Source organism: Paraplanobispora takensis, assembly GCF_016863195.1.
Lineage (GTDB): Bacteria > Actinomycetota > Actinomycetes > Streptosporangiales > Streptosporangiaceae > Planobispora > Planobispora takensis.
On record NZ_BOOK01000046.1, the window covers coordinates 24,507 to 49,114 of the forward strand.

The window sequence follows — 24,608 nt, forward strand, 5'->3', positions numbered from 1 at the left end:
ACGGCCGGCTACCGGCCCGCCGCGTAGCGGCGCAGGTCGTCCAGATATCCCTCGGCGCTCAGGGACCGGGGGGCCGCCAGGGCCAGGACCAGCGCTTTGATCTCCGAGTCCTCGACGTCCCTGGGAACCATGGAGTGGGTGGCGCCCGGATAGCGCCGCACCTGCAGCTGGCCGGGCCGCCTCAGCAGCCTGCGGTAGGTTGCCTCGGTCTCGGCGACGTCGACGTTGACGTCGTGCCCGCCCAGCATCAGCAGGACCGGGGTCCGCATCCTGGCCAGGTCCTCGGAGGCGTCGGCGGTGTAGTTCGCCAGGATGAACCGCCAGCGGTCGGCTGTGATGCCGTCCACGTCTCCGACCGCGGCCCGGTACCGCTCGAAGGTGGAGCCCTTGCGCAGGTGCTCGCGCGTCGTGTCGCTGCGGGCCGTCGCGGCCCGGATCTCCTCCTGCGAGGCGTTGCGCTGCCTCAGCTCGGCCAGCAGGTTGTAGCGGCCCTGCCGGAGCCAGTTGATCGCCGGGGAGACGGCGACGACGAACTTCAGCTCGGGCATGCGCGCGGCGACCTTGGGCAGCACCCAGCCGGCCTGGCTGGCGCCCCACAGGCCGATCCGCGCCGGGTCGATGTCCGGCAGCCGCTTGGCCCAGGCGATGGCGGCCATGGTCTCCTGCGCCCGGTCCTCCATGCTCTGGTGCAGCCAGTTGCCGGGGGCACCTGCCAGCCCCGGCTTGTTCCACGACAGCGAGGCGTAGCCGGCGCGCGCGAACGCCTCCCAGGCCGGCCGGTAGAAGGTCTCGTGGGTGGCGTCGATCGGGCCGTCCCCGTGGACGAAGACCACCAGTCCGTACGGCCCCCGCCCCCCGGCCGGCCGGGCCAGCACTCCCTTCAGCGGTTGCGCGCCGCCGGTGATGGTCACCTGTTCCTCGCGGATGTCGTAGGTGTTCTGGTACACCACCCAGCCCGCACCGGCCACGAGCAGCGCCACGACGGCCGCCAGGACTCCCAGCAGCCGGCGGAGCCACCGGCTGCGGCGCCGGCCCGCGGCGACCGGGGCGGAGGAGGACGGTTCAGAGTTCATCGCGATCCCCAACGTTCACTTACAAAACTATCGTATTGATTACGACCGTACTATAAATGATAGTTGTGGAAGCTGAGAGGATGGCCGGCATGCGGGAAGGCGAGCGGGAGAGCGATCGCGACGGCGTCGTGGAGGTCCCGACCCGGATTCTGGTGGAGGGCATGGTCCGCGAGGACGGGACCGTCGACGCCGGCGAGCTCTACACCGTCGCCGGCGCGCTGGGCATGACCGACCAGCAGGTACGGCTGTGCATCAAGCGGCTCGTCGCCGAAGGGCAGCTCGTCCAGGAGGGGCGGGGCCGCCGGGCGTTGCTGCGGGCGGCCGGCGACCTCCGCCGGTCGATCGCCCCCAACGCGGAGTTCATGCGGCACATGTACCGCCAGGACCGCGGGCAGGCCCCCTGGGACGGCGTCTGGCATCTGGTGGCGTTCGCCGTGCCCGAGACGGCCAGACCCGCCCGCGACGCGCTGCGCGAGGCCATCGTCGGCCTGGGCGGCGCGCCCCTGCACGGCGGTCTGTACGTCTCGGCGAACGACTGGGAGGAGCTCGTCGAGGCCGAGGCCGGCCGGATCGGAGTCGCCGCGTTCGTCACCCTCCTCACCAGCGGCGACCTGCGCGTCGGCGGCGAGCGCGACCCGCGCGCGCTGGCCGCCCGCCTGTGGCCCCTGGACCGGATCGCCCGGGCCCACCGGCGGCTGGGCGAGGTCGCCGGATCCCGCCTGGCCCGGCTGCGCGGCCCTCGCCCGCTGCCGCAGGAGGAGGTGCTGACCATCGCGATCGAGCTCGCCGCGGAGTTCACCCGCGCCGTCGAACCCGACCCGCTGCTCCCCCCCGAACTGCTCCCCCGGCCCTGGCCCGGCGTACGGGCGCGGGCCCTGCTCGCCCAGTGCTGGGCGGAGCTGCCGCGGCAGGCCGACCCCGCCCGCGCACCCCGCCTGTTCCGCCTCTACGACGACGTGGTGCGCGAGATCGTGGAGGCCGGGGAGTCTTGAGCCGGGAGCCTTGAGCCTCGACGGCGCCCTCGCCCGGACCCCGGCCGCCGCATCCCGGTTCAGACGGCCATCCGGCCGCCGTCCACGACGATGGTGGCGCCGTGCACGAACGTCGCACCCGGGCCCGCGAGATAGACGGCCGCCTCGGCGATCTCCTCCGGCACGGCCGGCCGGCCGGCGGGGAACGTGCTGGTGAACTCGTCCAGACCGGCGCCCATGGGCGCGGTTCCGGGGGTACGGGTCGGGCCGGGCGCGATCGCGTTGACGTTGACGCCGGCCGGTCCGAACTCGGCCGCCCATGCCTTGGTCAGCAGTTCGAGGGCGGCCTTGGAGGCGCCGTACAGCGCCATGGCGGGGGTGCCGAGATGGGCCGCGATCGAGCTGACGTTGATGATCCGCCCGTGGCCGCGCGCGGCCATGAGGGGGGCGAGGGCGGCGGTCAGGAAGAACGGCGCCCGCACGTTGAGGCCCATGGTGGCCTCGAACGTCTCCTCGTCGGTCTGGGCGGTGGCGCCCATCGGATAGATGCCGGCGTTGTTGACGAGCACGTCGATCGGGCCGTGCGCCTTGGCCTCCTCGATGAGGGCGGCGACCCCGTCCGGCGCGCCGAGATCGGCGATGACCGGGGAGGCGGTGCCGCCGGCGGCGGTGATGCCTGCGACGACCTCGGCGGCGCGCGCCGCGTCGCGCCCGGAGACGAGCACATGAACGCCTTCGCGCCCGAACGCCTCGGCGATGGCGCGGCCGATGCCGGAGGTCGCTCCGGTGACGAGAGCGCGAGAACCGGTGAGTCGCATGGGACCTCGTTCCACGACAAGAATTGGACTGATCGGTCCACTCTAAACGCAACTGGACCGATCAGTCCAACCCGGTGGTACGGTGGCGGGGTGCCGGAGGAACCGAAGACCGAACGCGGGCGGCGCACCCGGGAACGCATCGTGGCGAGCGCGGCCAAACTGATCGAGCGCCGGGGAGTCGAGGCCACCGGCCTCGATCAGGTGCTGGCCGAGGCCGGGGCCAGCAAGAGCCAGCTCTACCACTACTTCGCCGACAAGCAGGCGCTCGTCCGCGCGGTCATCGCCTGGCAGACCGCGGCGATCGTCGACGGCGTCGCGGAACGACTGGAGCGGATCGACTCCTGGGCGGGCCTGGAGGCCTGGTTCGACACGCTCGTGGCCTACCAGCAGGCCATGGACTGCCACGTCGGATGCCCGATCGGATCGCTCGCCGCCGAGCTCGCCGACACCGACGAAGCCGCACGGCAGGACCTCGCCCTCTCCTTCGGCACCTGGGCCGGGCAACTGCGCACGATGCTGGACCGGTTCCGGGAGCGCGGCCTGCTCGGCCCGGACACCGACACCGAGCAGTCGGCCTACGCCGTACTCGCCACGATCCAGGGCGGCCTGCTGCTGGCCAAGACGACCCGCGATCCGGAGCGGCTGCGCATCGCCCTCATCGCGGCCGGGGGCTACCTGCGCTCGCTGGCACCGGCCCCGGAACGCTGAGCACCCGGGCGGAGGAGGGGGTCGAGACAGGATTCCCGAACCCGCATGAGCCCGGCCGCACCACCTCCGCGAGGATCGATCCATGAATGATCTGCCCGAGGCGTTCTACCTGCCCACCTCCGACGGCGGGTACGAGCCCACCCCCGCCACCCAGAGCCCGTGGGACGCCGACGCCCAGCACGGCGGCCCGCCCACCGCCCTGCTGGCCCACCTCCTGGACGCCTCCGCCGGCCCGGGGATGCGCCTGGCCCGCATCAGCGTGGACTTCCTGGGCCCCATCCCGCGCCGCCCGGCCCGCGTCGAGGTCACCGAACTCCGGCCGGGCCGCCGCGTCCGCCTCGCCCAGGCCCACCTGATCGTCGACGGGCGGGCGACCGTGACCGCCCACGCCTGGCACATCGCCGTCGGCCCCACCCCACCGGCCGGCAGCCGGCCCCTCCTGCCCCCGTCCCTGTCCGCCGCACCGGCCGGGCACGTCCTTCCCGGCCTGTCCGACTGGGGGTACGGCCAGGCCGTCGAATGGCGCTTCAACCACCGCGACTCCGGCACCGCCCAGGTCTGGACCCGCGTCCGCATCCCCCTCGTCGCCGGGCAGCCCCTCACCGGCCTGGCCCGCACCCTCATCGTCGCCGACTCCGCCAACGGCCTGTCCCTGGCCCTCCCGCCCGAGCACTGGCTGTCCATCCCGCCCACCATGACCACCACCCTGCTGCGCCCGCCCACCGGCGACTGGGTCCACATGGACTGCGACACCCACCTGTCCGACGACGGCCTCGGCCTCGCCCGCGCCACGCTGCTCGACCCCGGCGGCTACGTGGGCGAGGTCACCCAGCCCCTCCTCGTCCGCCGGCGCTGAACCGCCGGCCGGGAGAGCGGGAACAGTAGTTCGTTCCACGAACTGTTAATCTGGGCCGGTGAGCAAGAATGACGACGGCCGGATCGGGACGGTGGCCGCCCTGGTGCGGTCCACGTTCCTGGTGAACGCCGTCTACGCGGATTCCGCCCGCGAGTACGGCCTCACCCAGCAGCAGGGCCAGCTGTTGTGCGTGCTGATGGCGCAGCCGTACGGCATGAGCGAACTGGGCGCGACGCTCGGCCTGGCCAAGTCGAGCCTGACCGGCCTGGTGGACCGCAGCGAACGCAACGGCCTGGTCCGGCGCGACTGCGACCCCGGGGACTCCCGGGCGGTGCGGGTGTCGCTGACCGGGCGCGGCGCCGAGCTGGCCGAGGAGTTCCACACCGAGACCTGCCGCCGGATCGATGAGCTGACCTCGGGATTCGCCCCCGCGGAGCGCGACACCCTCGCCGCCCTGCTCGGCCGGGTCGTGACGGACAACGAGGTCCCCGCCGTCTTCATGGAGCCGGACGCCGCGCACTGACTCCCGGGAGAAGAGGGATTGAAGTTCGCACTACGAACTAATATGGTTCGTAGTGCGAACTATCATTCTTCCTCGCATGCGGAAAGGCACCACTTTGACCACTCCTGACGTCGTCTTCGGTTTCGGCGCGCATTCCGGCGTCGACGAAGCACCCCAGCTGTCGCGCATGGTCCGGCAGGCCGACCGGGACGGGCTCGACCTCTTCTCACTGTCGGACCACCCCTACCTCGGCGCGCGGCTGGACGCCTACGCCGCGCTCGGCTTCATCCTGGGGAGTACGCGGCGCATCGCCGGTTTCGCCAACGTCACCAACCTGCCGACCCGGCCCGCCCCCATGCTGGCCCGGACCGTGACGTCGCTGTCGGCGCTGTCCGGCGGCCGCGTCGTGCTGGGCGTGGGCGCGGGCGGACTGTGGGACCGCATCGCCGACATGGGCGTGCCGCGGCAGACGCCCGGCGAGGCCGTGGACGCCTTCGAAGAGGCGATCGTCCTGGTCAGGAAGCTGTCGGGCGGCGGCCCGCCGGTCACCCACCGGGGCCGTCACTACCGGGTGGACCGGATCGAACCGGCCCCCGTGTCCGCGCCCCCGGTGTGGACGGGGTCGAATGGGCCGAAGTCCCTGGCCGCCACCGGCCGCGTCGCCGACGGCTGGATCCCCGGCCACGCGGCCGACTGGCTCAGCGAGCGCTACCGGACCTCGCGGCCGATCATCGACGAGGCGGCGGTCTCCGCCGGCCGCGACCCGGGCGAGATCCGCACGGTCTTCAACCTCCCCGGGCGCATCACCGAGCGCCCGCTGCCCGCCACCCGCGACCACGAGGGGCGCTGGATCGGCGGCTCCGTCGGCCAGTGGGCCGAGGAGCTGACCGGTGCCGTACTGGAGCACGGCGCGTCGGGCTTCATGCTCTTCTCCGCCGACCACGGCGCCGCCGACCTCACCGTCCTGGCCCGCTGGGCCCGGGAGATCGTCCCGTCTGTCCGCGAGGCGATCGCGAAATAGCCGTGCCGCAACAGTGGCCTGTGTGAAGCGGGCGGGGCGGACAGACCGTGCGTCGTACGCACCGCCGGCCGTGCACTGCGCATCCGGCCTCGACGGCCGGGCGGTCAGGCGACCTGCCGCCGGGGCTCCTGATCGAGCAGGGCGTCGATCTGCGCGGCGCCGACCGGCGGTGAGAACAGGTATCCCTGCGCCAGCAGGCAGCCCAGCTGCTGCAGCAGGACGGCCTGCTCCTGGGTTTCGACGCCTTCGATGACGGTCTGCAGTCCCAGCCCGGCCGACAGCTCCGTGATGGCCTTGGTGAAGACGCGCATCCGCTCGTAGTCGGGGTGCTGGGGGGCGGGCGTGAACGATTTGTCGATCTTCAGGATGTCCACCGGCAGCGTGCGCAGGTACGACAGCGACGAGTAGCCGGTGCCGAAGTCGTCCAGGGCGATCCGCACGCCGTGCTCGCGCAGGCCCGTCAGGGCGGCGATGATGCGGGTGGTCTCGGCCGGGGTGGTGGCCAGCAGCATGCTCTCGGTGATCTCCAGCACCAGCGCCTGCTCGGGCAGGCCGTACCGGGCCAGGATGTCCGTCACCTTCTCGGCGAAGTCGGGCTCGCGCAGCTGACGGCCCGAGACGTTGACGGTCACCGCGATGCCGTGGCTCTCGTACCAGCGCCGGGCGTCGGCGCAGGCCTGCTCCAGCACCCAGGTGCCGATGGCGACGATCTGGCCGCTGTCCTCGGCGATCGGGATGAACACGTCCGGCGGCACCGGACGCGAGCCGGCCGGGTTCCAGCGCACCAGCGCCTCGACCTTGTGGATCTCGCCGGAGCCGAGGTCCACCACCGGCTGGTAGACCAAGGTGAGCTCGCGCTGGGTCACCGCCTGGCGCAGGCCCAGGGTGAGCCGGGTGCGCTCCAGGCGGTCCTTGCGCAGGTCGGGATGGAAGAGCACCAGCTGGTCCTTGCCCGCGTGCTTGGCCGCGTACAGCGCCAGGTCGGCGTCGCGCAGCGCCTCGGTCGGGCTGTCCACCGGCACACCGGCCAGCACGCCGATGCTGGCGCTCAGGTGCATCTCGTGGCCCGCCAGACGGTAGGGGGCCCGCAGCACGGTCAGGATGCGCCTGGCGGTGGTGAGCGCCTCCTCGACCGGGGCGCCGGGCAGCACCAGGGCGAACTCGTCGCCGCCCAGACGCGCCAGCATCCGCTGGTTGACGTTGAGGGCCCGCAGGCGGGTGGCGACCTGGACGAGCAGCCCGTCGCCGATCGGATGGCCGAAGCTGTCGTTGACGTCCTTGAAGCCGTCCAGATCCAGCAGCAGCAACGCCGGCGGGGACGCGCCGGGGGCGGTGCCGGCGATGGCCTGCTGCAACGCCTCGCCCAGCAGGCCGCGGTTGGCCAGGCCGGTCAGCGGGTCCTGGGAGGCGGTCCGGGTCAGGTTGCGCTGGTGCTCCTCGGCCAGGCGCGCCACGACGCTCAGCCGCGCCACCAGCAGCACCGCCAGCAACACGGTCAGCCCGATCAGCGCGAAGGCGTCATGGGGCCGGGCCGCGGTGCCCAGACCGAGACCCATCTGGCCGATGACGCACGCCAGCGGGCTGAACAACGCCATGACCAGGAACAACGTCACCCGGACCCGGCTGGTCGCCACGGGATCCTGCAGGCGCGCCGCGGTGGCCAGAGACGGGTGCAGGGCGGCGGCGGCGATCAGCACCGACCAGGCCATCCAGCCGATCGTGGACAACGCGCTGTCGGGGTGGCCGGCCGCCTCGCTCATCAGGTGGGCGCCGTCGGCCAGGAACATGGCGCCGTAGGCGCCGCTGAGCAGCATCAGCCACGGAGCGCGGCCGTTGTCCAGGGCCAGGCGCATCACCAGCCCGATGAAGAACAGGTCGATGACCGGCAGGGCGAGTGCGAACAGCAGATCGGCGCCGATGTGGGGGCTGCGGTCGATGGCCGGCCCGATCACGAAGGTCCACATCGGCATGGCCGCACCGACGGTGATGAGACCGGCGTCCAGAAGCGCCGCCCCGCGACCGGCCGAACTGCGCAGGCTCAACATGATCAGCGCGACCAGCGACAGGCCGTAGGCGACCAGCTTGCCGACGTTGTGGACGGCCAGCGACACCTCGCTGTGCAGCCCGACCCAGCCCACGCCCCAGGCCAGAGTGGTCGACAGCCAGATGATCACGACGCCCAGGCGCATCAGCCGCCAAGGCCACAGGCCGCTCAGTCCGTGGCGGCCGGTCGCGGTCACGACGGCCAGCGCGGCCGTCCCCTGCACCGTCGACCAGGCCGCCACCTCCAGCACCGGCGACATGCGCATCAGCAGCGGCATGACGGCGGCCAGTGCGGCGCCGGCCAGCAGGCAAAGCATCCAGGCGTCACGGGCGAGCCGACGGCGTGAGCCTGCCGGCACGAGCGCCGCCGACTCCCATCGGCTCATCATGCTCCCTTTTCCTTTCCTGCCGCGTCGAGACGATATGCCCCCTATCGGCCTCCCGCCACCGCTCCTGAGCGCTCTGACTTGGAAAGTGTCCCGGGCGCTCCGGCAGAAAAGCCCGGCATCGACGATGCAGGGTGGGTCACCGGGACGGGCGCGGCCGTCGGCCGTACCTCAACGGCTCTCACCACGCGACCGCGATCGGCGGCGCATCAGCGCCCACGTCATCAACCCGGCCGCCACGACGCCGGGTCCGCAGTGCACCGCCAGCACACCGGCGAGGCCGGGGCCGCCCCAGTCGTTCCGGTACGTCGCCGGATCGGACATGTCGATGACGAACGGTTCTGCGACGGCTCGGACGATCAAGTACGCGCCCACGACGAATCCGAGAATCTTAATGATCTTCCACATGTCCTGCTCCCGATATCGGCGATCCGCCCGGCGGGCGGTAGCCGATCACCGTACGGGACATCCGCCGTCATCACGACCGGAAAGGGCGCACGGTCAGGAGCCGATCGCCTCTTCCCCGGCCTCCTCGTCCCCGGCTTCCTCCTCCGGCTTGAACGGCTCCAGCGGACGGGCGCCGAGCACCCATCCGGCGGTGACGCGCGCCAGGCACGCCTGGACCCCGTTGAGGTCCTCCCAGTCGATCGACCAGTCCATCTCCGGCGATCCCCCGCCCATGACGACCGCCTCAATGAAGTCGTTCCAGCGCCCGTACGAGCTGAGCAGGACGGCCTCGTCCGGCACGTCCAGGTCGAGCACCACGTAGCGGGCGTACTCCTGCGGAGTCTCCGGGCACAGGAGCAGTTCCGCCGTTGTCGCCACGCCGTTGTCGCGGGTGTCCGGCCCGGCCCAGGCCCACACCGGAGGCCGGTCCCCGCAGTCGAGGCCGCGCCGCGCCATCTCCGTCACCATCGCCTCGTAGCAGGCCCGGTAGTTCCGGATCATGATCCGGTCCCAGTCCCCGACCAGCTCGCCGGTGTCCTCCAGCATCTCCAGGACCGCTCGGTGCTGGACCGTCCACAAACGCATCGGGCGATTGTGCCAGCGCGGGGACGGAACAATCCACGCGATTATCCGAAAAAGGGATGCCTACCGGTCTTCGGTCTTGAGACGCAGGCCCGACCGTTCCCGGAACGACGCGAGCGCGTCCGGCGCCACCGCTCCGAGGCGCACCGTCGAGGTGATGTAGGAGTAACCGGCCAGGACCCGGGCGGGCCGGTCGATGAAGCTCAGCCAGTCGCCGCCCCGGCAGGCCTCCCGTGAGCCGAGGTAGCCGAGCAGCGACTCGACGGTCTCCAGCTGTCCTTTCCGCAGCCGGCAGGTGGCCTGGTACGGCAGTGACCTCACGGCCTGCCTGCAGGCGACGTTGAGCAGGAAGGCCGACAGCCTGCGGCACTCGCTGTACCACTTCCCCCCGGGCTCGGCCCGGCCGTCGACGCGGGGATCGGACCAGTCCGCGTCGTCCGGGCGCACGCTCCACTGCGCGCTCCACTGGTTCTCCCCGCAGAAGACCAGCCATCCGTCCTCGACCGTCAGATGCCCGGGATCGTGGATCCGGAGGGTGTGCTCGTGCCCGCCGGCGCCCATCAGCTCCGCGTGCCGCCCGGCCACCGCGTAGTAGTCGCGCAGGGCGTCCGGCAGGCCGGTCCCGAGGCGCTCCCCGGCCGCCGCGATCTCGGCGGCGGCGCACCCGTTCTCCGGCGTCCACTCACCGTACGCGGTCACCATGACGTCCTGGAGCAGTTCCCCGATCACGCTGTACCCCCCGTCCGATCCGTCGTCGACGGACTGCGCTCCGCCGACGGCGATCATAGAGCGGACGGCGGAACCAGGCTCGGCACGGGCCGGTTGACACGGGTTGATCACAGGTTCAGCATCGGCCTGGGGAGTGATCGAACCCCGCGGATTCCTCGCTCCCCGCTCATCCGGGCGCACAGCCGGTTGCAACCGCAAAGAGGTCATCGTGGAGTTGCGCATGCTGGGCCCGCTGGAGCTGTGGGCGGCGGACGGGCCGGTGGATCTCGGGCCGCCGCGGCAGCGGGCCGTGTGGGCGGCCCTGGCGGTGGACGCGCCGCGCCCGGTGCCGGCCGACACCATCGCCGGCCGGGTGTGGGGCGAGACCCCTCCCGAGCGGGCGCGCCACGCCCTGCACGTCTACCTGGCCCGGATCCGCAGGCTGCTGGCGCAGGTGGACGCCGGTACGGAAGAGCCGGCCAGGCTCACCCGCCGCGGTGGAGGGTACGCGCTCGACATCGACCCCGCCGCCGTCGACGTGCACCGCTTCCGGCAGCTGGTCGAACAGGTGCGCACCGGGCGGTGCCCGCAGGCGCAGGAGGCCGGGCTGCTGCGGCAGGCCCTGGGGTTGTGGCGGGGCGCGGCCATGGGCGGGGTCGAAGGCGACTGGGCGGCCCGCGTACGGCAGGCATGGCATCAGCAGCGCCTGGAGGCGGCGGTGCGCTGGGCGCAGGCGGAACTGCGGCTGGGCGACGCCGCCGGGGTCGTCGAGCCGCTCGCCGACCTGCTGCTGGACAACCCCCTGTCAGAGCCCCTGGTCACGGCGATGATGCGGGCCCTGCACGCCGCCGGGCGCATCCCGCAGGCCCTGGACTGCTACACCGCGTTCCGGCGGCGGCTGGCCGACCAGCTCGGCCTGGACCCCGGTGAGGAGCTGCGCGAGCTGCACCGGGCGATCCTGAACGGGACCCTCGGCGCCTCCGCCGTCCCGGCGCCGGCCCCGCCGCTGTCGGCAGGGCCGGCAGAATCGCCGGGAGCCGGCGGCGCCTCGGCGGCACCGGCGCGCCCGCAGGCCGTCGCGCCGGCGCAGTTGCCGCTGGACGCACACGGCTTCACCGGACGCCGGGCCGAGCTCGCCCGCCTCGACGCGGCTCTGGCCCGCGGCTGCGAGCAGCCCACCGCGGTCCGCGTCCTGACGGTGTCGGGCATCGCGGGCGTGGGCAAGACGGCGCTGGCGGTGCACTGGGCGCACCGGGTCGCCGGCCGCTTCCCCGACGGCCAGCTGTACGTCAACCTGCGCGGATTCGCTCCGCGAGGATCGGCGATGAGCCCGGGCGAGGCGCTCGGCGGGTTCCTGCACGCCCTGGCCGTACCGGCGGCGCGCCTGCCGGCCGACGTCGGCGCCCGGAGCGCGCTGTATCGCAGCCTGCTGGCCCGGCGGCGGATGCTGGTGGTACTGGACAACGCCCGCGACGCCGACCAGGTCCGGCCGCTATTGCCCGGGGCACCCGGCTGCCTGGCGCTCATCACCAGCCGCAACCGGCTCACCGGGCTCGTCGCCGCCGAAGGCGCCCTGCCGCTGTCGCTGGAGGTGCCGAACCCCCGAGAGGCGCGGCAGCTGCTGACCCGCCGCCTGGGCATCGAACGCGTCACCGCTGAACCCGAGGCGGTCGATGAGATCGTCACCCGGTGCGCGCGGCTTCCGCTGGCCCTGGCGATCGTGGCCGCCCGCGCCGCCGAGCGCCCGGCCTTCCCGCTGGCCGCCTTCGCCGAGGAACTGCGCGAGGAGCGCGACCGGCTGGACGCCCTGAGCGCGGGCGATGACAGCACGGCCGTGCGCGCGGTCCTGTCGTGGTCGTATCGCACGCTCAGCCCCGCCGCCGCGCGCCTGTTCCGCCTGCTCGCCCTGAGCGCCGGCCCCGACATCTCGATGGCGGCCGCAGCCAGCCTGGCCGGCCTGGCCGTACCGGCGGCGCGCGGCCTGCTCACCGAGCTGAGCGCGGCGAGCCTGGTCACCGAACACCGGCCGGGCCGGTTCACCTGCCATGACCTGCTGCGCGCCTACAGCGCCGACCTCGCCCGCCACGACGACGACCTGACCCGTGAGACGGCCGCGCGACGGCTGTTCGATCACTATCTGCACACCGCCCACGCCGCGGCCGTCCTGCTCAATCCGCACCGCAACCATGTCGAGGTGGCCGCCGCCGCACCGCAGGTGACACTGGGCCAGGTGCCCGACCGCGAGCAGGCGATGGACTGGTTCACCGCCGAGCATCACAACCTGCTGGCGGCCGTACAGCGGGCCGGTGACACAGGGTGCGACGTGCACGCCTGGAAACTGGCGTGGAACATGGCCGAGTTCCTGCAGTGGCGAGGACACTGGAGCGACCGGGCCAGCGTGCAGCTGGCGGCGCTGGCGGCGACCCGGCGCCTGGGCGATCGGCCGGGCCAGGTCAAGGTGCTGCGCGGGCTGGGCACCACCTACGCCCAGCTGGGCCGCCTCGACGAGGCGCTGGCCTATCTGCGGCAGGCGCTGGAGCTGGTCGCCGAACGCGACGACGACAGCCGCGCCAACATCCACATGGGCCTGGCCCTGGCGCTGGAGGCAAAGGGCGACTATCGGGCGGCGCTGGAGCACGGTTTCCAGGCCCTGTCCTTCTTCCGGGCGGCGCGGTACACCACCGGGCAGGCCAACGCCCTCAACATGATCGGCTGGTGCCATTCCCGGCTCGGCGACCACGCCGACGCGCTGGCGGTCGGTGAGCGGGCTCTGAGCCTGCAGCGGCGGATCGGCTCGGCCTACGGCCAGGCGTGCACCCTGGACAGCGTCGGTTACGCCCATCACCATCTCGGCCGCCTGGACCGGGCGGCCGGCTGCTACCGGCAGGCGCTGGCCCTGTTCCGGGAACTGGGCGAGCGTTCGATGCAGGCCGCCGTCCTGACCCACCTCGGTGAGACGCACGCCGCGGCGGGCGATCACGACGAGGCCCGGGACTGCTGGTGCTCGGCACTGACGCTCCTGGACCAGCTCGACACCTCAGACGCCGTGGCGCTCAGAGAACGGATCGAGCAGCTCGCCGCCAAGACCGTCACGTAGTGGTCCGGGCGTGCGGAGGAAGGGACCGAGCAGACCGGGTACGGCTCGCGCCGCCAGGTCGAGGCCCTCCTCGGCGCCCACGTCCAGTACGTCGTAGTGACCGTCGCCCGCCGCCGTGGTCGCCGAGACCGTGATGAGGCCGAGCCTGCGCTGGAAGTACGACTCGCTGACGGTCCAGCCGACGACGCCGCCGCGGTCGAGGGCGACGGTGCGCCGTACGATCGCGCCGGCGCGTGTCACCAGGTGCCGCTCGCCCAGCGCGTGGCCGAGTCCCCGGGCGGCGTCCGCCGCCAGCCACAACGTGACCGGCAGGGCGAGCACCGGCACCGCCCACGACCAGCTCCAGGGAGGCGGCAGGGACCAGGACCGGGCCGCCGCCGCGGCCACCGCCGCCAGGAACGCGGTGGAGACGACCGTCGCGCGCAGCCGCCTGGTCATGGCGGCCCCGGGATGAGGGCGCAGGCCTCGGTGCCCGTGGGAGCCCGGGCCCGAGCGTCCGTGGGAGCCCAGGCCCGGGCCCCGCAGGCGGCGCTCCTCCAGCGTCAGTGAGCGGGCGGTGAGCAGGCCCCTGCTCAGCCGCAGCCTGCCGGGCTCGCGTTCCAGCCGGTAGCGTCCCCAGGCGGTGGCGAACGTCACCACCGCGCCGGTCAGCCCGACCAGGACGTTGACCGCCAGGAGCAGCGGGATCACCGGCCACGGACGGGTGGTGACCCCCTCCCACAGCTGTGCGGCGGCACCCGACTCGACCAGGTCGACGCCGAGCGCGTCCAGCGGCTTGTAGGCGATGCCGGCGATCAGCGCGCCGCCCGCGACGGTCCACACGGTCAGCGGCGCGAGCCTGAGCCACGACCAGTCCAGCACGGCGAGGGGGGCGTCCCGGGACGGGTCGTCGCCGCCGTGCTCCTGCCCGGCCTGCCACAGCAGGACGCCGCGCAGCTCCTCGGCGTCCCGCCGGGACAGCGGATCGAGGGTCAGCATCGTGCGCTCACCGGAGGTGTGCTCACCCGTGCCGATCTTGACGACGGTCAGGCCCAGCGCGCGCCGTACGGGATCGGCGGTGAGATCGACGCTGCGGATCCTGTCGCGGGGCACGGAGCGGTGCTCGCGGAAGACGATGCCCGAACGCAGCTCCAGCCGCTCGCCAGTGAGCCGCCAGGCCGTGGTGCGCAGCCGCAGCAGGTCGAACACCAGCACCCCCGCGACGACGAGCACCGCCGCGCCCGCGATCACGCCGGCGCGGACCGGAGCCGTCCAGTCCCGGGGCAGGACTCTGATCAGGACGGCCACGACGGGGACCACGATCGCCGTCGACATCGCCGCCGAGGCGGCCAGGCTCCGCCGGTGCAGGGGCCGCCAGGCGATCACGTGGCGTCCCCCGGCGTGGCCTGGGTCATCGCGGTCAGCCGCTCCGCCAGCTCGGCGGCCAGCTCGTGATCCAGCGCCTCGATCTTGATCGCCCCCGCCGCCGAGGCGGTGGTGACCGTCACATCGGCCAGCCCGAACAGCCGCTTCACCGGCCCCCGCTCGGTGTCGACCGTCTGAATGCGCGACATCGGGGCCACCCGCCAGACGTGGGTGAACCAGCCCGTGCGGGTGTAGACCGCCTCGCCGGTCACCTCCCAGCGGTTCAGCCGGTGATGGGCGCGCGGGGTGTGGACGGCCAGCCCCAGGAGCAGTACGGCGAAGCCACCGGTCAGGACGCCGAGCCAGACCGGACGGGAGGTGAAGATCCAATAGGCGGCGACGGCCCCGGCCGCCACGGGCACGGTCAGGAGCAGCAGCTCGATGGTCCACACCGGCACCGCTCTCCGGTCCACCCGATTGCGCGGCGGACGCAGCACCGCTCCCGCCCCACGTGCCCCCGGCCCGTCCAGGCGGGCGCCGTCGGCGTCCGTAACCGTTCTCATGGGACCAGCCTGGTGGCCGCCGGGGTCGCGCCGCTTCATGCGGAGGTCCACGACGGCACCTACTTTGGTCGCCGTCGCCCATCACGAGCGGCGGCCCCGCGCGCCGGCGACTTCCCGAGGACGTCGGTCCGGTTCCCCCGCGGCCGGAGCGGCTACGCCTTCGGCAGGCCGACCGCGTTGGCCGCGTCGGCTTCGAAGTACTCCGTTGCGGCGAAGGGGCCGGCGTGCTCGTCGAAGAAGGTTCTGACGCTGTCGACCGAGTCGTGGACGATGACGTTCACCGCTTTGGTCCCGTCGGTGCTGGCCACCGCCAGCGTCCACCTGGCGCCCTTCGGCAGTTGCCCGTACGCCGCCTTCAGCGCGTCCCAGAACCTGCCGGCGTCGGAAATCGCGGACACCACCATGACGTGCATTCCTGTGTTCTCCTCGTTCGCTCTCGGATTCACCCGGCAATCGGTGTGGAGGTACTGCGCGGCTCCGTGCCGGAAGTCGTAGATGGCAACGGTCTGAGGGTCTTCGAGCGGGCTCGCCGGAGGCATCAGGAAGTGCGTCTCGCTGATCGGAAGCAGCTCGTAGGTGATGCGTTCCGGTTTGCCGGCGAGTCGGGCCTCCACGGGATTCACCGTGAAGGTGAGGTGGAGTCCTCCGTCCTCGGCCGACACCGTGTACCGGGAGCCCGGCCGCTCGTAGACGCCTTCGTACCTCGACGGGTCGGAGGGCAGGGCCGGGCCGGGCTCCGGCAGGTCCGGGATCGTGGGCGCGCCGAGGCCGGGGAGGATTTCGTTGAACACCTTCCTGTAGAAACCGTCCCGCGGCCCGGCGTTGGCCAGCAGCACGAGGGCCAGGCCCGAGTCCGGCAGGATCCGCAGGCGCGCGCTCTGGCCGACGGTACTGCCGTCATGCGCGTAGACGGTCTCGCCGTGCCAGTCGCACACGATGAGACCGAGGGCCCACTCCGGCCCGAACGCATACGGATCGGGCACGGGAACACGCGATTCCATCATCTCCCGCACGGCCTCGGCCGAGACGATTCCGGCGCCGTCCGGCGCCCTGCCGCCGTCGAGGAAGACGTGCGCCATCGTGAGCACGTCCCGCGCCGTCGAACTGATGTTGCCGCCGGGGCCGAAACACCGCGGCAAGTGGGTCAGCGGTGAGATGACGGGCCCCTCGTCGAGGGAGCGGACCAGGTGCCCCGTCGCGGCGCGGTGCGGGTCGACCTGGGCGTGCCAGGTGCTCGTACCGGTCAGCCCCAGCGGATCGAAGAGGCGATCCCGCATGATGTCGTCCCACCGTCTGCCGTCGACCACCTCCATGACGCGGGCGAGAACGGCATAGCCCAGGGCGGCGCTGTAACCGTGTGTGTACCCCAAGGGGTGCACTTGGGGCGCATCGGCGATATTGGCGACCATGCGTTCGTACACGTCGTCGCCTTGGCCTGGATCGCCGTAGGCCTCCTCTATGCCGTTCGTGTGGTTCAGGAGCCGGCGGGGTGTGACATTGGCGCCGACCTCGGGATCGGCGACCCGGAAACCGGGGAGAAAGGTCCGCACCGGCTCGTCCAGGCCGGCTTTCCCCTCGTCGACGAGTTGCATGAAGGCCAGGGCGGTCCAGGTCTTGGTCATGGAGCCGCACTGGTAGACGGTGTCGGTCGTCGCGGGCTCGCGCGTCACCGCGTTCTTGACGCCGACGGCGAAGTCGACGATCTCCCCGTCGCGGAGGATCCCGATCGCGGCGCTCGGGATCCGGTATTCGGCGAGGAGTTCGGCCACCCGCGCCCGTGTCCGCATTACATCCAACATAGGCGTTTCCTTTCCGTGGGAGAAAAGGCTACGTTGCGTTTCGGATAGCGTCAATGAAAAGTGAGCGAATATAGGGAGGTAGCAGCGGATCGTTGCAACGGCATTGTCGGTAAAGCAATTCATGCCATTCGCCCGTTGCAATGTATTGTCGGTGAACGCATCTGAAGAGGAGGCTCGGCCGATGCCCGGAGGCAGGCTGACCCATGAGGATCGCCGGAAGATCGCGACCTGGCTGGCCGACGGGCTGGGATACGCCGACATGGGCCGGCGGCTCGGCAGGCCCACGTCCACGGTCACCCGCGAAGTCGCGCGCAACGGCGGGCCCGCGGGCTATCTGGCGGACCGCGCCCAGCAGGCCGCCGAGCAGCGCGCCCGCCGGCGCAGGCCGGTCGGGGCCGCCGAACCCGACGGGCGGCAGACCGAGGCGGCGCGCCGCTTCGCGGAGGAGTTCGCCGCCCTGCTGGCCGGGACCGGACTGCCCCGGATGCCCTCCCGGGTGTTCACCTGCCTGCTCGTCTCCGACCTCGGGAGCCTGACATCGGCCGACCTCGTACGCCGGCTACAGGTCAGCCCGGCCTCGGTGTCCAAGGCCGTCGGCTACCTCGAATCGATCGGACTGGTGGGACGCGGCCGGGATCCGGACGGGCGCCGCGAGCGATATGTGATCGGCGATGACGTCTGGCTCCGCGCCTGGAGAACCGACACCAGGGCGCACGCCGAGGTCTCGGCGGCCGCGCGGCGTGGAGCGCACATCTTCGGCTCCGGCACCCCCGCCGGGACCCGGCTCCGCGAGATGGGCCGGTTCTTCGCCCGTATCAGCGACCATATGGACGACGGCGGTCTCGGCCGCACCGCCGAGGCCGACACGCTGACGGTGATCGCCGCGCTCGTGCACGCCGCCCGGCCGCTCACCGCGGACGACCTCGCCGCGGCGCTGGACTGGCCCGCTCAGCGTGTCGCCGGCGCCCTGGACGTGCTCGGAGGTCGCCCGGTCCTGTCCGACCCGCTCGCCGTGGAGCGTCTCGGAGACGGCGCCTACGTCGTCACCCCGAGGCCGGACCGGCTGAGCCCCGCGCAGCGCGAGGCACTGACTCTCAGCCCCCGCCCGGCTCCGGGGACCCGGAAGTGACGAGGTCGGCGACCGGCCGTGTTCACCCCCGCCGGCCGGCGGTGCTCTCGCGGACCACCAGCCGGTGGGCGGCCACGATCTTGCGTGCCGGTGGCGGCGTGTCCCCGGACGGCGCCGCGGGGTCCGGGCGCCTGCCCGCTCCGGCCGCCGGCCGTTTCAGCCGGTCGGCCAGGCAGGCCAGCGCCCGCTCGGCGATCCCGGTCTTGTCCGGGGCCACGGTGGTCAGCGACGGGGTGGCGTAGCGCCCGTCCTCGATGTCGTCGAACCCGCACACCGCCAGATCGCGCGGGACGGCCAGGCCGTGATCCAGCGCCGCCCGCAGGGCGCCCAGCGCGAGCTGGTCACTGAAGCAGAAGACGGCGTCCGGGGCGTGTCCCCCCTCCAGAAGCTCGCGCATGGCCCGGGCCCCGTCGGCCCGGTGCAGAGCGGTCACCGGCATCTCCAGGGCCGGGTCGCAGGCGATCCCCGCGGCCCCAAGCGCCTGCCGGTATCCGGCGATCCGCTGCTGCGCGGTGCCGTTGGCCAGGTGCGGCTGCACGCCGATCGCCGCGATCCGGCGACGGCCCAGGCCGATCAGGTGGTCGGTGGCCTCGGCCGCGGCCGCCACCGAGTCCACGCTCACATGGTCGATCAGTCCGGCGGCGTCCTGCTCGCCGAGCAGGACCAGGGGGACGGCGTCGGCGCGCCGGCGCAGCTCGGCCGGGGACAGGGCCCAGGGACTCATGACCAGTCCGTCGACGATCTGTCCCGGCAGGCCGTCGAGCAGCAGGCGCTCGCGATCGGGATCGCCGTTGGTCTGGTCCACCAGCAGGGTCCAGCCGTACTGCTGCGCCGCCTGGACCAGCAGGGAGGCCAGTTCCCCGAAGTACGGCGAGTCGATCTCCGGGATGACCAGCCCGACCAGCCCGGACCGGCCCGCGCGCAGCAGCCGGGCCGCCGCGTTGGGGCGGTACTGCAGCTCCTCCAGCGCCTGCTGCACGCGCCGCCGGGTCTCCGGGGCGACCTGGGGGAAGTCGTTGACGACGTTCGACACCGTGCGCACCGACACCCCCGCCCGCATCGCCACGTCCTTCAGGCTCGCGCCCACCGCCCGTCCTCCCGTCCGTGCCCCGCCGCGCCACAAGCCTGGCACCAGGCCCTCGTACAGGGCACCTTCCCTCGCCAGCAAAGCACTGTTGCAACGTTGCATGCAACGATGCAATATGGATGAATCCCCCAGAAAAGGAGCTGGCAGGCATGACGGAGACAGTGCGTCCCACCCCGGCTCGGCCGCGGACGGCCGGCGAGCGGCGGCCCGGGTCCGCACCGGCGGGCTGGCGCGACATCCGGGCCGACGAGGCGAGCGTGGCGGCCGCGGTCGCGGACCTCCACCGCGACGGGATCACCGCGCGTCAGGGCGCCTTCGAGGCCGGATGGGCCGATGAGATGGCGCAGGACATCGAGGCGGCCTTCCGCGAGGCGCTCTCCCGGCCGGGCGGCGCGGTGGGACGCGGCCCGAACCGCTACTACGTCGAGATCCACCCCGAGCAGCTGCGCGGTTTCACCGACCTGGTCACCCACCCGTGGGTGAGCGCGGTCTGCGAGGCGGTGCTCGGCCCGCGGTACGAGATCGTCGAGCTGGGCTTCGACGTGCCGCTGGCCGGGGCGGTCGACCAGCCCTGGCACCGCGACTTCCCGATGCCCGAGGAGACCCGGTCCCACCGCAGGCTCACCTCACTGGCGTTCAACCTCACCGCCGTCGACACCGAGCCCGACATGGGACCGTTCGAGATCGCCCCCGGCACGCAGTGGGACGACGAGCCCTCCTTCGAGCACGGCATGTTCCCGCCCAGGGACGCCTACGCGCGCTATCGCGAGCGCGCGGTGCGCAAGTATCCGCGCCGCGGCGACATCTCGGCCCGCTCCGCGCTGACGATCCACCGGGGTACGGCCAACCGCTCGGCCAAGGACCGTCCCGTGCTCGTCCTGGGCGTCGACGCCCCCGGTGCGGGCAATGCCGCCCGCCACGACATGGCCGTCACCCGCGGCTACTGGGAGAGCCTGCCCGCGCAGGTGCGCGACCACCTGCCCTGCCCGGTGGTCGACGAGCTGCGCCCGATCACGCAGAAGCACACGATCGAGGGCCTGGTGATGGGAGAGGCGTGAGCGCCGATCACCGGGACCCGGCCGCCGGCGGCGGATGGGCCCGCACCGTCCACGCGGTGGCGTCGACGCGGATGGGCGGGGAGGACAGCAGCCGCCGGCAACGCTCGCGCAGCTCGTCTCTGCGGCGGGGGCCGAGCCCGGCGACGTATTCTCCCGCGGGCCCGACCCCCAGCAGGAACGGCTCCCACCACTGCTCGAAGGTCGGATGCGTCACCCGCACGGACAAGGTCGTCGGTTCCGGGTCGCGCAGACCGGCCAGCTCGAACAGCTCCCGCAGGTGTCCCTCTCGCGCGCCGGCCAGGCCGGACTCGTCGGGGGCCTCGGGGTCGAGGTCACGGGCGGCCCGCCAGAAGAGCGACAGCGGACCGCCGTCTCCGGCGTGATCCCACACGCAGGCGGCCACCACCCCCGCCGGCCGGGTGACCCGTGCCATCTCGCGCAGTCCCGCGACGGGGTCGCCCATGAAGTGCACGACCAGCTGGGCGAAGGTGACGTCGAAGGTCGCATCGGCGAAGGGGAGCCGTTCCGCGGCCGCCGCCCGCACGTCCACTCCGTCCAGGCGCTCGCGCGCGGCCGCTACGAACGCCTCGGAGGGGTCCACGGCGCAGACGGCGTCCGGCCCCAGCCGCCGGACCAGCTCCGCCGCCAGCGCTCCGGGCCCGCACCCGACATCCAGCGCCCGCTGACCCCGGCGGGGGTCCACCAGGCCGGCGAACCGCACCGCGAGCGGCTCGGAGTAGCGTCCCATGAAGCGCCCGTAGGCGTCGGCACTGACGTCGAAGGCCACCACTGCAGCCTATGTCGGCCGCGCCGGGCGGTCATTCAGTCGGCCGGAGCCAGGTCGAGGCCGGCGAGTGCGGCGTAGTGCATGAACTTGAACGGGTTGAGCATCTGGTTCTGCGCGACCAGCGAATCCAGGAGCCGTCGCCTCAGGCCGGCGAGATCGGGATCCTCGGGGTGCCTGAGCAGCCCCAGGTCGACGAGGTGCAGCGCCAGGGCCTGCTCGCCCCGCCGTACCAGCTCGCGACCCGCCGCGCCGAAAGCCGCGGCGCTCCCGCCGCCGAGCAGGTCCATCGCGGCGGCCAGTTCCGCGGGCGCGAAGCGCTCGATGCCCTCGCCCCGCCTGTGCCAGTACCCGGTCCGCTGGCGGTGCAGGCGCTGGATGAAGTTGTCACGGGTGACCAGGTACGGCATGACCGCCGCGGGATGTTCCCTGAGGACGTCCGGCAGGTGGTTGAGCCGCAGGATCTCCACGAGGGTCAGCCCGTCCGCGATCCCGGCCGCGACGAGTCGTTCCAGGTCCCGCAGCGCTGCGAGCAGTCCGGGGAAGGCCTCGATCGTGTAGTTCTCGGTCAGTGCGGTGTGCCCGTGGACGAGCTGCCGCGGCCGCAGGCCGATGACCGTCCGCATGGCCTCGAACAGTCCTTCCGCGGATCCCTCCGCCAGGGTCGGGGCGCCGAGATAGGGCATGCTCATGTCGCCGGTGAAGACCACGCCCAGACTCGGGATGTGGATGAGCAGCCCGTCGTCGGTCTCCCCTCCCGGGATCGGGATGAGGGTGAACTCCACGCCGCCGATCGTCAGGGTCTGCCTGCCGCGTACGAGGCGGTCGGGCGTGAGGTCCAGGCGACGGCTCTCCCCCTCGCGTGGGAGGTAGTAGCCGAGCGGCGGCGGGCCGGAGTTCTGCAGTGCGAGTTCGCCGGCGAAGTTCGCCTGCGCGATCACCGTGGCGCCGCCGGCCCTGAAGGCGTCGACTCCCCCGACGTGGTCCGCGTGGGCGTGCGTGAGGATCACGTGCGTGACGGGCAGCTCGGTGATCTCGCGGAGTTCGCGCAGGGCCGCGGCCGCGTGCTCCGGTGTGCTCGCGGCGTCGATCGCGACCACCCCGTCGCCGGTGACGACGAAGCCGACGTCGGAGAAGTCGTAGCCCTGGGCCGCGTACACGCCCGGCCCGAATCCGACCAGGCGCCGGGGGCCGAAGCGGAACCCGTCCTCGCGGTTCCCCCAGTGCGGGGTGATCAGATGCCCGGCCCGCCCGCGCGCCCGCTCCGCCGCCTCGGTACGGCCGAGCAGATCGTAGGCGCGTGCCAGCGCCGCGTGGACGGGCCGCATGAACCCGGGCGGGAACCGGTCCTTGACCATGAGGACGAACTCCAGATCCTCGACCACCGTCTCCGCGCGGCCCGCGCACCCGGGCAGGTCCGCCAGACTGATCCCGCGGAAGTAGTGGGGCAGGCCCAGATCCAGGGAGGCGGCGGCGTCGAGCTTGGCGATCGCCTCTGCGGCCCGGCCTTCCAGCCGGGACTGGAAGGCGCCGGCGAGGGCCAGCAGGAGAGCGTCGTCCGGCGCCTGGGCCGACAGGGCCGAGAAGAACTCGAATCCCTCCCCGTCGAGCCCGGCGGCCGTGAACTGGTTCGCCAGCACGATCCTGGTTCGGCGCTCGGCCTTGGGCCAGGCCGCCACCTCCGACAGGGCCGCGATCTCCATGTTCATCTCTCTTCTCCGTTCGAAGGGCGGATGAGCGCGAGGGCGAACGCCGCGGCGGCGGCCGAGGCGATCATGAACCAGCGGGTGTCGTCGTGGGCGCCGATCACGGTGGAGGCGGTGGGGGTGCCGAGGACGGCGACCCAGGACACCCCGGCCACGGAGGAGTTCCCGAAGTCGGCCTGAATCGCCGGGACGGCGATGTTGACGATGAACACGTCGAGGGTGGAGACGAAGACCGCCAAGGCCACGACGGCGAAGACGGCACGGGGGTGACCGGCGCCCGGGGGCGGGCCGAACGCCGGCGGGCCGGGAGACGTGCCCGCGGCGGCAGGGGACGCCTGCGTTCCGATGGTAGCCATGACAAGTTACTAAATCTCTAAGACAAGAAAGTCAAGCGATAGCGTGATTAATTAAAGTCTGATGCTAGGATCAGGTCATGCGCTCCTACAATCAGTACTGCTCCGTCGCCAAAGCCCTCGATGTCGTCGGCGATCGCTGGACCCTGCTGATCGTGCGGGAGCTGCTGGCCCGCGGCCCGTCGCGCTACACCGACCTGCGCTCCGGGCTGCCGGGGATCGCCACCAACCTGCTCGCGGACCGTCTGCGCGAGATGGAGGCCGCCGGCCTGGTGGAGCGCGAGGACGCCCCGCCCCCGATCGCCACGACCCTGTTCCGGCTGACCGAGCGCGGCGCCGGCCTGGGGTCGGTGATCTCCGAGCTCGGCCGCTGGGGCGTGCCGCTGATGAGCGAGTACCGGCCGCAGGACGCCTTCCGCGGCCAGTGGTTGCGCCTGCCCGTCCGGATGTTCCTGGCCGACCACGAACCCGACCGGCCCCCGGTCTCGATCCAGGTCGTCGCCGAGGACCAGACGGTGGTGATCGATGTCGCCGGCGGGCAGGTCTCGCTCCGCCTGGGCGCCGGCCCGGACGCCGCGGCGACCGTCACCGGGCCGCCACCGCGCATCCTCACCCTGTTCAGCGGCAACCTCCCCCTCGCCGAGGCGGCGGAGCACGGCATACAGATCACCGGGTCGCAGGAGGCCGTCCGGCGCGTCCTGCCCCGCAGTAGACAGGCAATTAGCAAATTGCCATAATTCCTTCATGCTGGACGTGGACCTGGTGAAGGCGCTGGCCAACGAGAAGCGTCTGAGGATCCTGGAGTGGCTGCGCGACCCTGAGCGCCATTTCCCGCCGCAGCGCGACGGCGATCTGGTGCGCGACGGAGTCTGCTCCCTGTTCATCGCCCAGAAGCTGGGGGTGAGCCAGCCGACCTGCGGCGAACATCTGAAGGTGCTCGCGCAGGCCGGGCTGCTGCGCGGCAGGAAGATCAAGCAATGGGTGTTCTACCAGCGCGACGAGGAGCGCATTTCCGAGGCGAAGGAGTTGCTGAGCGGTGAGTGGTGAGCCGGGCGGCGGTGCCGCCGCACCCGGGAGTCCCGGCGCGGGGCTCTATGAACGGTTGATCGCCGATCTGGAGGCGGCCGGAGCCCGCTATCGTCTGATCGACCACCCGCCCGAGGGGCGCACCGAGGCGGTCAGCGCCCTGCGGGGACACGACGTCGCGCGGGCCGCCAAGTGCCTGATCGTGATGGTCAAGATCGGCAAGAAGCGGACCCGGCACGTGCTGGCCGTGGTGCCCGGCGATGCCCGCCTGGATCTGCAGGCGGTGAAAGCCCTGATGGAGGGCACCTATGCCGCCTTCGCCGACCGCGGCAGGGCCGAGGAGCTGGCCGGCAGCGTCAGCGGCACCGTACTGCCCTTCAGCTATCACCCCGAGCTGGAGGTGGTCGCCGATCCGGCACTGCTGCACGGGCCGGAGCTGTTCTTCAACGCCGCCCGGCTGGACCGCTCGATCGCCCTGGCCACCGACGACTACCTCCGCCTGGCCGCCCCCCGCCTCGCCCCCGTCATCACGGCCTCCTGACTCCGG

Annotated in this window: 24 protein-coding genes; 11 read left to right on the top strand and 13 right to left on the bottom strand. The window is 72.5% G+C overall.

Annotated elements, in window-relative coordinates; translation table 11 throughout:
* Window positions 1-8: 8 nt before the first annotated feature.
* Entirely contained in the window at window positions 9-1,073 is a 1,065-nt protein-coding gene (locus Pta02_RS29885; protein WP_203878313.1) for an alpha/beta hydrolase family protein, read from the bottom strand.
* Between the two features lie 65 nt (window positions 1,074-1,138).
* Between Pta02_RS29885 and Pta02_RS29890 the strand changes: the two genes are divergently transcribed.
* On the top strand, window positions 1,139-2,065 hold the full coding sequence (locus Pta02_RS29890) for a PaaX family transcriptional regulator C-terminal domain-containing protein (protein ID WP_203878314.1): 927 nt from the start codon (window positions 1,139-1,141) through the stop codon (window positions 2,063-2,065).
* A gap of 59 nt (window positions 2,066-2,124) precedes the next feature.
* Here Pta02_RS29890 and Pta02_RS29895 read toward each other — a convergent pair whose 3' ends face one another.
* The gene (locus Pta02_RS29895) at window positions 2,125-2,862 is read right to left on the bottom strand and encodes an SDR family NAD(P)-dependent oxidoreductase (RefSeq protein ID WP_203878315.1); all 738 of its coding nucleotides are present in this window, start codon (window positions 2,860-2,862) and stop codon (window positions 2,125-2,127) included.
* 90 nt (window positions 2,863-2,952) lie between these two features.
* Here Pta02_RS29895 and Pta02_RS29900 point away from each other — a divergent pair, with 90 nt between their 5' ends.
* The 4 genes from Pta02_RS29900 to Pta02_RS29915 all read left to right on the top strand — a co-directional run bounded on the left by Pta02_RS29900 (window position 2,953) and on the right by Pta02_RS29915 (window position 5,949).
* Entirely contained in the window at window positions 2,953-3,570 is a 618-nt protein-coding gene (locus tag Pta02_RS29900; RefSeq protein WP_203878316.1) for a TetR/AcrR family transcriptional regulator, read from the top strand.
* Between the two features lie 82 nt (window positions 3,571-3,652).
* Window positions 3,653-4,426 carry a thioesterase family protein gene (locus Pta02_RS29905; protein WP_203878317.1) on the top strand — a complete coding sequence of 258 codons (774 nt, stop codon included), beginning with the start codon at window positions 3,653-3,655 and terminating at the stop codon, window positions 4,424-4,426.
* A 58-nt stretch (window positions 4,427-4,484) separates the two neighbouring features.
* Window positions 4,485-4,949, top strand: coding sequence for a MarR family winged helix-turn-helix transcriptional regulator (locus Pta02_RS29910; protein WP_203878318.1), 465 nt, complete (start codon window positions 4,485-4,487; stop codon window positions 4,947-4,949).
* 76 nt (window positions 4,950-5,025) lie between these two features.
* Window positions 5,026-5,949, top strand: coding sequence for an LLM class flavin-dependent oxidoreductase (locus Pta02_RS29915; RefSeq protein ID WP_239131334.1), 924 nt, complete (start codon window positions 5,026-5,028; stop codon window positions 5,947-5,949).
* A 104-nt stretch (window positions 5,950-6,053) separates the two neighbouring features.
* On the opposite strand, the gene Pta02_RS29920 is transcribed toward Pta02_RS29915, so the two are convergent.
* From Pta02_RS29920 to Pta02_RS29935, 4 genes are all read right to left on the bottom strand, one after another.
* The gene (locus Pta02_RS29920; RefSeq protein ID WP_203878319.1) at window positions 6,054-8,381 is read right to left on the bottom strand and encodes a putative bifunctional diguanylate cyclase/phosphodiesterase; all 2,328 of its coding nucleotides are present in this window, start codon (window positions 8,379-8,381) and stop codon (window positions 6,054-6,056) included.
* A 168-nt stretch (window positions 8,382-8,549) separates the two neighbouring features.
* Entirely contained in the window at window positions 8,550-8,786 is a 237-nt protein-coding gene (locus Pta02_RS29925) for a hypothetical protein (RefSeq protein WP_203878320.1), read from the bottom strand.
* Window positions 8,787-8,879: 93 nt separating this feature from the next.
* Complete coding sequence (locus tag Pta02_RS29930) at window positions 8,880-9,410, bottom strand: DUF3841 domain-containing protein (RefSeq protein ID WP_203878321.1); 531 nt, start codon at window positions 9,408-9,410, stop codon at window positions 8,880-8,882.
* Window positions 9,411-9,470: 60 nt separating this feature from the next.
* On the bottom strand, window positions 9,471-10,193 hold the full coding sequence (locus Pta02_RS29935) for a hypothetical protein (protein ID WP_203878322.1): 723 nt from the start codon (window positions 10,191-10,193) through the stop codon (window positions 9,471-9,473).
* Window positions 10,194-10,344: 151 nt separating this feature from the next.
* Between Pta02_RS29935 and Pta02_RS29940 the strand changes: the two genes are divergently transcribed.
* Entirely contained in the window at window positions 10,345-13,212 is a 2,868-nt protein-coding gene (locus Pta02_RS29940; protein ID WP_203878323.1) for an AfsR/SARP family transcriptional regulator, read from the top strand.
* Here the strand turns inward: Pta02_RS29940 and Pta02_RS29945 are convergent.
* From Pta02_RS29945 to Pta02_RS29955, 3 genes are all read right to left on the bottom strand, one after another.
* The gene (locus tag Pta02_RS29945; RefSeq protein WP_203878324.1) at window positions 13,153-14,577 is read right to left on the bottom strand and encodes a PH domain-containing protein; all 1,425 of its coding nucleotides are present in this window, start codon (window positions 14,575-14,577) and stop codon (window positions 13,153-13,155) included. The two genes, Pta02_RS29940 and Pta02_RS29945, sit on opposite strands and share 60 nt — an antisense overlap.
* Window positions 14,574-15,119 carry a PH domain-containing protein gene (locus Pta02_RS29950; RefSeq protein ID WP_203878325.1) on the bottom strand — a complete coding sequence of 182 codons (546 nt, stop codon included), beginning with the start codon at window positions 15,117-15,119 and terminating at the stop codon, window positions 14,574-14,576. The genes Pta02_RS29945 and Pta02_RS29950 overlap by 4 nt, the downstream gene beginning before the upstream one ends.
* Before the next feature lie 152 nt (window positions 15,120-15,271).
* Window positions 15,272-16,906, bottom strand: a complete 1,635-nt coding sequence (locus tag Pta02_RS29955) for a serine hydrolase domain-containing protein (RefSeq protein WP_239131335.1) — start codon at window positions 16,904-16,906, stop codon at window positions 15,272-15,274.
* Between the two features lie 193 nt (window positions 16,907-17,099).
* Between Pta02_RS29955 and Pta02_RS29960 the strand changes: the two genes are divergently transcribed.
* Window positions 17,100-18,047 carry a GbsR/MarR family transcriptional regulator gene (locus Pta02_RS29960; RefSeq protein ID WP_203878326.1) on the top strand — a complete coding sequence of 316 codons (948 nt, stop codon included), beginning with the start codon at window positions 17,100-17,102 and terminating at the stop codon, window positions 18,045-18,047.
* A 22-nt stretch (window positions 18,048-18,069) separates the two neighbouring features.
* On the opposite strand, the gene Pta02_RS29965 is transcribed toward Pta02_RS29960, so the two are convergent.
* A complete protein-coding gene (locus Pta02_RS29965) occupies window positions 18,070-19,134 on the bottom strand; it encodes a LacI family DNA-binding transcriptional regulator (RefSeq protein ID WP_203878327.1) in 1,065 nt (354 codons plus the stop codon).
* Between the two features lie 149 nt (window positions 19,135-19,283).
* Between Pta02_RS29965 and Pta02_RS29970 the strand changes: the two genes are divergently transcribed.
* Window positions 19,284-20,192 (top strand): phytanoyl-CoA dioxygenase family protein, encoded by a 909-nt coding sequence (locus Pta02_RS29970; RefSeq protein WP_203878328.1) that lies wholly within the window; start codon window positions 19,284-19,286, stop codon window positions 20,190-20,192.
* Window positions 20,193-20,199: 7 nt separating this feature from the next.
* On the opposite strand, the gene Pta02_RS29975 is transcribed toward Pta02_RS29970, so the two are convergent.
* The 3 genes from Pta02_RS29975 to Pta02_RS29985 are packed head-to-tail and all read right to left on the bottom strand — an operon-like array spanning window position 20,200 to window position 23,038.
* The gene (locus tag Pta02_RS29975) at window positions 20,200-20,979 is read right to left on the bottom strand and encodes a class I SAM-dependent methyltransferase (RefSeq protein ID WP_203878329.1); all 780 of its coding nucleotides are present in this window, start codon (window positions 20,977-20,979) and stop codon (window positions 20,200-20,202) included.
* Window positions 20,980-21,014: 35 nt separating this feature from the next.
* Window positions 21,015-22,685: an MBL fold metallo-hydrolase gene (locus tag Pta02_RS29980; RefSeq protein ID WP_203878330.1), complete on the bottom strand. Its 1,671-nt coding sequence runs from the start codon at window positions 22,683-22,685 to the stop codon at window positions 21,015-21,017.
* Window positions 22,682-23,038 carry a hypothetical protein gene (locus Pta02_RS29985; protein WP_203878331.1) on the bottom strand — a complete coding sequence of 119 codons (357 nt, stop codon included), beginning with the start codon at window positions 23,036-23,038 and terminating at the stop codon, window positions 22,682-22,684. Before Pta02_RS29985 ends, Pta02_RS29980 begins: the two co-directional genes overlap by 4 nt.
* Window positions 23,039-23,115: 77 nt before the next feature.
* Here Pta02_RS29985 and Pta02_RS29990 point away from each other — a divergent pair, with 77 nt between their 5' ends.
* From Pta02_RS29990 to Pta02_RS30000, 3 genes are read left to right on the top strand one after another with little or no spacing between them, the layout of a single operon-like run.
* Window positions 23,116-23,772: a winged helix-turn-helix transcriptional regulator gene (locus tag Pta02_RS29990; RefSeq protein ID WP_203878332.1), complete on the top strand. Its 657-nt coding sequence runs from the start codon at window positions 23,116-23,118 to the stop codon at window positions 23,770-23,772.
* A 7-nt stretch (window positions 23,773-23,779) separates the two neighbouring features.
* A complete protein-coding gene (locus tag Pta02_RS29995) occupies window positions 23,780-24,082 on the top strand; it encodes an ArsR/SmtB family transcription factor (protein ID WP_239131336.1) in 303 nt (100 codons plus the stop codon).
* Window positions 24,072-24,602 (top strand): YbaK/EbsC family protein, encoded by a 531-nt coding sequence (locus Pta02_RS30000; protein ID WP_203878333.1) that lies wholly within the window; start codon window positions 24,072-24,074, stop codon window positions 24,600-24,602. Before Pta02_RS29995 ends, Pta02_RS30000 begins: the two co-directional genes overlap by 11 nt.
* The last annotated feature ends 6 nt before the right edge of the window (window positions 24,603-24,608 follow it).